Here is a 5,837-nt window from a genome sequence, read left to right on the forward strand (position 1 = left end):
CCCCCGTACCGCCCCACCGCCAACCTGCGCGGCCCGTCCGAACTCCACGTCGCCTTCGACGCCCTCACCCCCTGAAACAACCGAGCGGGGCCCCGCGCGGCCGGCACGATCCTGGTCACGGCCCGCCGAGCCGCCTGACGGGTCCGGCGGACGGGTTCGGTGAACGGGTCCGGCGGCCGGGTCCGGCGGCCAGGTTCGGTGGACCGGTCCGGCGGACGGGCTCGGCGGCCAGGTCCGCCTGACTGGCTCGGCGGACGTGTTCGGCGGCCAGGTCCGGCGGACGGGCTCGGCGGCCAGGTCCGTCTGGCGTATTCCGCCGGCCGGCCTCGGCGGTCAGGTTCGGTGGACGGGTGTCGTGGGTTTCTCCACCTCTCGGTCGAGGTGCTCCACCCCGTCCTCCCCCGTCAGGCCGATGCCCCGGGCCCGGGGGCCGCCTACTGTGGGCCGTCCACCGGGGGACGAGCGACACGGGGAGTAGGTGCACCACCATGCGGGACCAGGAGCGGCAGGGGGACCGGCCGGAGGGAGCGGGCGGCGGCGGGGTCGCCGTGCGGGTGGAGGGGTTGTGGAAGCGCTTCGGCGAGCAGGTCGCCGTCGCCGGCATCGACCTCGTCCTGCCCTCCGGGCAGTTCATCGGGCTGGTCGGCCCCAATGGCGCGGGCAAGACGACGACGCTCTCGATGATCACCGGCCTGCTCCGGCCCGACCAGGGCCGGGTCACGGTCGCGGGCCACGACGTGTGGCGCGACCCCGCCGAGGTGAAGGCCAGGATCGGGGTGCTGCCCGAGGGCCTGCGGCTGTTCGAGCGGCTCTCCGGCAGTGAGCTGCTCGGCTACACCGGCCGGCTGCGCGGCCTGCCGGGCGCCGAGGTCGACAAGCGCGCGGACCAGCTGCTGGACGTCCTGGACCTGACGGGCGCGCGGGACAAGCTCGTCGTGGACTACTCGACGGGCATGCGGAAGAAGATCGGTCTCGCCGCGGCGCTGCTGCACAACCCCGAGGTGCTGTTCCTGGACGAGCCGTTCGAGGGCGTCGACCCGGTCTCCGCGCAGACCATCCGCGAGGTGCTCGAACGGTATACGTCCTCGGGCGCGACGGTGGTCTTCTCCAGCCATGTGATGGAGCTGGTGGAGTCGCTGTGCGACTGGGTCGCCGTGATGGCGGCGGGCCGCATCCGCGCGCAGGGCACCCTCGCGGAGGTACGGGGCGACGCGCCCTCCCTCCAGAACGCGTTCCTCGAACTGGTCGGTGCGCAGGGCCGCGGGAGCGACGGGTCGCTCGACTGGCTGGGCGGTGGCAGGCGATGAGCGCCCAGGCACCGGCCCCGGCCGCACCGGCGCCCGCGCGTGCCTCGGCGGGCGGCCTCGTCTCCGTCTTCGTCCGGCTGAAGCTGTCCCTCCTGCGGGGCGGCCTGCGCCAGTCGTCCAGCAGGACGGCGGTGTGGGTGACGTCGCTCGTCGTCGTCCTGCTGCTGTCCGCCGGTACGCTCCTCGGCCTGGCCGCGCTGCGCGGCGTGGACGACGCGGCGGCGCCGGTCGTGCTGCTGACGCTGGTGCTGGCCCTCGGCTGGCTGCTGATGCCGCTGTTCTTCCCGAGCGGCGACGAGACCCTGGACACGACCCGGCTCGCGATGCTGCCACTGCGGCCCCGCCCGCTGACGGGCGCGCTGCTCGCGGCCTCCCTCGTGGGCATGGGGCCGGTGTTCGCGCTGTGCCTGCTGGCCGGCGCGGCCCTGGCGACGGCGCACGGCGCGGTCGCGGCGGTCGTCGCCGTGGTGGCGGTCGTCGTGTCGCTGCTGACGTGCGTGGCGCTGGCGCGGGCCATGGCCACCGCCAACACCCGCCTGCTGACCTCCCGCAAGGGCCGCGACCTGGCCGTGCTGAGCGGCCTCGTGATCGCCGTGGGCATCCAGCTCGTCAACTTCTGGGTGCAGCGCATCGGCTCGTCCACGGGCCTCTCCTCGCTCGACCCGACGGTGTCCGTGGTGCGCTGGATTCCGCCCGCCTCCGCGATGGGCGCGGTCCAGTCCGCGAGCGAGGGCGCGTACGGGCGGATGGCGGCGCAGCTCGTTCTCGCGCTCGCGCTGCTGGCGGGCGTGGTGGTGTTCTGGCAGCGGTCGCTGGTCAAGCTCATGACGGCGCCGGACAGTTCGACGATCGCCGCCGCCGCGCCGAAGCGGCGGGGCCGCCGCTCGGGCCTGTCCTCGCTGCTGCCCGAGAGCCGTACGGGTACGGCGATGCTGCGGACGCTGCGCTATGTCGTACGGGACCCGAAGACGAAGACCGCGTGGGTGACGTCGCTGGCGATCGGGCTGATCGTGCCGGTGTTCAACGCGCTCCAGGGCGCGAGCACCATCTATTTCGGGTGCTTCGCGGCGGGCCTGCTGGGCACGCAGATGTACAACCAGTTCGGCCAGGACACGTCCGCGTTCTGGATGGTGGCGATGACGATCGCGTCGAAGCGTGACGCGTATCTGGAGCTGCGGGCGCGGGCGTTCGCGCTGGCGGCCGTCACCGTGCCGTACTCGGCGCTGGTCAGCGTGGTGATGGCGGCGCTCACCCACGACTGGAGGGCGCTGCCCGAGGTTCTCGGCCTGTCCTGGGCGCTGCTGGGCGCGCTGCTCGCGGGCGGCGCCTTCGCCTCGGCGCGGCTGCCGTACTCGATCCCGCAGGAGAGCAGGAAGAACGTGGCGCCGGGGCAGACGGGCCTCGCCGTGATGTCGATGTTCGGCGGCATCGTCGTCGCGGCCCTGCTGGCCTCGCCCGCGCTGGGGCTGACGCTCTGGCTGCATCTCGGGGGCCACAACGGGTGGACGTGGCTGCTGCTGCCGGTGGGTACGGCGTACGGGGCGCTGGTCGGATGGCTCGGCCTGCGCACGGCGGCCGGCCCCACCGCGGACCGGCTCCCGGAGATCCTCGCGGCGGTCAGCAAGGGCTGAGGGCAGGGGCCGCAGCCGGGAGCCGGGGCGGGTCCTCGGCCCCGGCGCCCGGGAGGTCAGCCGATGCGCGCTCCCGTGCCGCTGACCCGGACGCGCGGGTCGCCCGCGCGCAGGGTGACGGTGAGTTCGCCGGGGCGGCCGAGGTCCTCGCCCTGGTGCAGGGTGAGGACGGCGGCCTCGGGCACCAGGCCGAGCTCGCGGGCGTACGCGCCGAAGGCGGCTGCCGCCGCGCCGGTCGCCGGGTCCTCGACCACACCGCCGACGGGGAACGGGTCCCGGACGTGGAAGACGGTGGCCGACTCCCGCCACACCAGGTGGACGGTGGTCAGGTCCAGGCGGCGCATCAGGGCCTCAAGGCGCGTGAAGTCGTACGCCAGGTCCGCGAGACGGGTGCGTGTCGCGGCGGCGAGCACGAGATGGCGGGCGCCGGCGAACGCGATACGGGGCGGGAAGGCCGGGTCGAGATCGCCCGCCGCCCAGCCGAGCGCGGCGAGCGCCTCATCGAGGTCGGCCGCGCGCACGTCCTCGGTGTACGGCTCGACGCTGGTGAGCGTGGCCCGCAGCACCCCGTCCGCCTCGGTGACCTCCACCGGCACCGCGCCGGCCCGCGTCGCGAACACCAGCTCCCCTGGGCCCGTCCGTTCGGCGAGCGCGAGGGCCGTCGCGACGGTCGCGTGCCCGCAGAACGGCACCTCGGCCTTCGGGCTGAAGTAACGGATGCCGTACGCGCGTCCCTCCTGGCCCTCGGTGCCCCGGGGAGCGGGGGTCAGGAACGCGGACTCGGAGTACCCCAGGTCGGCGGCGATGGCCAGCATCTCGTCGTCGTCCAGGGCGGTGGCGTCCAGAACGACACCTGCCGGGTTTCCACCCTCGGGGGCGCTGGAGAAGGCGGTGTACCGCAGCACTTCGGGCTGCCGCGCGTTCGTCGTCATGCGGGCGCCAACACGCTTGGCCCCGCGACTATTTCTGGCAGCGTGTCAGGGGAGCGCCCGGTCGTGCCCGGACGGTGTACGCGAGGTGCCGCGGACGCCGGCCCTCACCTCGGCATGGACCGCGCCATCGCGTCCAGCCGGGCCCGCCACCGCGACGGCTCCGTCCCCGCCGGTGCCGCCGCCGTGGCCCCGGCCCGCTCCAGCAGCACGGCGGACACCACCAGGAACTCCGCTGTCAGCGCGTGGACGGCCGCGTTCCCCGTGCCGCCCGCCAGGGCCGCGAGACGGCCGTGGAACGTCCGGAAGGCGTCCGGGTCGACGGCGTACTCGTCGTCCACGGGGTCGGAGATCCCGGAGCGCGCCCCGCTGAACCTCTCCATCGCCCGCGCGCAGTCCACGAAGAGCCGTCCGGCGGCCGAGGCCGGATTCCAGACGGTCTCCCCGTCCACCTCGAAGAAACAACTCACCGGGGCTCCCCGTCTCAGCCGGTCAGTACCCCGTTGAGGAACGGCTCCGTGGCCGCGCGCCAGGCGGCCGGGTCGCTGTAGTGGACGAGGTGGCCGGCGTCGGGGATCTCCGCGTACTCCCCGCGCGGCAGCACCCGCACCATCTCCATGGCCTCGGCCCGCCCCAGTTCGCCGTCCACGCCGCGCACGACCAGCGTCGGGCAGCGCACCTGCGCCAGCTCCTCCCAGTGCGCGTCCAGGACCCATGTCTCCCGCGTGCGCAGCATCTGGCGGCGGGAGAAGACGGGGCGCCAGCCGTCCTCCCGACGCGTCAGCATCTCCGCGTGGAAGTCCCCGCGCGCCGGTATCCGGCCTCCCGCGAGCCAGGGGTCCTCCTCCGCGAACCAGCGGCGCCCTTCGCCCAGCGAGGGGAACGGAACCGGCCAGGTCCGGAACCAGTCCTCCCACTCCCGCTGCGACGCGGCGCCCAGCGCGGAGGCCCGCATGTCGAAGATCACCAGCGCGCGCACCAGGTCCGGCCGGCGCGCGGCGAGCTGCCAGGCCGTCAGCGCGCCCATCGCGTGCCCGACGAGCGTGACGGGCCCGAGGCCCAGGGCCTCGACCACGGCCTCCGCGTCCGCCACATACGCCTCACGCGTCAGCAGTCCGTCCGCCGGGCGCTCGCTCTCGCCGTGCCCCCGCTGGTCGAAGGCGACGACCCGGTGCCGCTCGGCCAGCCACCGCGCCGTACCGGCCCAGTGCGACGCGCGGCCCATCAGGCCGTGCAGCAGCAGCACCCCCGGCTCGGGAGGCCCGCCCGCGTGCGCGGCCGCCCCTGCCGACAGGGGCTCCGCGCCCTCGCGCCCGTACTCCCAGGCCGCGAGGCGTACCCCGTCGGCGCCGATCACATCAGTGCGCCGCGCCCCGCGCTCCGCGTGCTGCTTCGGCATGTGCCCTGGCACCCCCTTCGGTTCCCAGCGGTCGAACCAGATTCCGGTGTGGTCGTTCTGTTGCTGTTGCTGTTGCTGTGGCTGTCGCTACGGCTGACACGACTGCTACGACTGCTACGACTGCTACGACTGCTACGAGCGATACGACGGTCGCGACTATGCCCGTCGCGCCTGTGATGACTGTTACGGCGGCTGTGACGACGGTCGCGGCTGTCGTGACCGTCGCTCCCGGTGCGTCTGACACGCTCGGTGTGCCTGACGCGCCTGGTGGTGACCGTCACGCCTGGTGTGACGGTCGAGGCTGCCGTTTCGTTGTGACGCCCCCCGCGTCACCTGTCATCGGGCCGCCGTCGAGCGGTCGAACCCGTGTCGGTTCCGGCTGGATCTTATCGAACGATTATTCGAACAAAGCGTTCCCGCGCCCAACATCGCTCATTCGAGTGACAGCCCCTCAGGGTTGGCCGTCGCGGCTCTGGGGAGATCTTTTTCCGGGAGGCGGGCCGCTCGGGGATGACGGTCCGCGGGAGCCGACCCTGGGAGCTCGGGGCTCCGGGTCGGCGAAGGGGAGGAC

At 73.9% G+C, this 5,837-nt stretch carries 5 protein-coding genes; 2 read left to right on the top strand and 3 right to left on the bottom strand.

Annotation, left to right across the window (positions count from 1 at the left end; genetic code table 11):
* The first annotated feature begins 488 nt into the window (after positions 1 to 488).
* Positions 489 to 1,307 carry an ABC transporter ATP-binding protein gene (locus LCE31_RS35365; protein WP_225021883.1) on the top strand — a complete coding sequence of 273 codons (819 nt, stop codon included), beginning with the start codon at positions 489 to 491 and terminating at the stop codon, positions 1,305 to 1,307.
* On the top strand, positions 1,304 to 2,938 hold the full coding sequence (locus LCE31_RS35370) for a transporter (RefSeq protein WP_225021885.1): 1,635 nt from the start codon (positions 1,304 to 1,306) through the stop codon (positions 2,936 to 2,938). The genes LCE31_RS35365 and LCE31_RS35370 overlap by 4 nt, the downstream gene beginning before the upstream one ends.
* 56 nt (positions 2,939 to 2,994) lie before the next feature.
* On the opposite strand, the gene LCE31_RS35375 is transcribed toward LCE31_RS35370, so the two are convergent.
* From LCE31_RS35375 to LCE31_RS35385, 3 genes are all read right to left on the bottom strand, one after another.
* On the bottom strand, positions 2,995 to 3,870 hold the full coding sequence (locus LCE31_RS35375; protein WP_225021888.1) for a PhzF family phenazine biosynthesis isomerase: 876 nt from the start codon (positions 3,868 to 3,870) through the stop codon (positions 2,995 to 2,997).
* Positions 3,871 to 3,974: 104 nt separating this feature from the next.
* Positions 3,975 to 4,337 (bottom strand): DUF6086 family protein, encoded by a 363-nt coding sequence (locus tag LCE31_RS35380; RefSeq protein WP_225021890.1) that lies wholly within the window; start codon positions 4,335 to 4,337, stop codon positions 3,975 to 3,977.
* A 14-nt stretch (positions 4,338 to 4,351) separates the two neighbouring features.
* Positions 4,352 to 5,266 (bottom strand): alpha/beta fold hydrolase, encoded by a 915-nt coding sequence (locus tag LCE31_RS35385; RefSeq protein ID WP_225021892.1) that lies wholly within the window; start codon positions 5,264 to 5,266, stop codon positions 4,352 to 4,354.
* Positions 5,267 to 5,837: the final 571 nt, after the last annotated feature.

It is taken from the genome of Streptomyces sp. 8L (assembly GCF_020176795.1).
Lineage (GTDB): Bacteria > Actinomycetota > Actinomycetes > Streptomycetales > Streptomycetaceae > Streptomyces.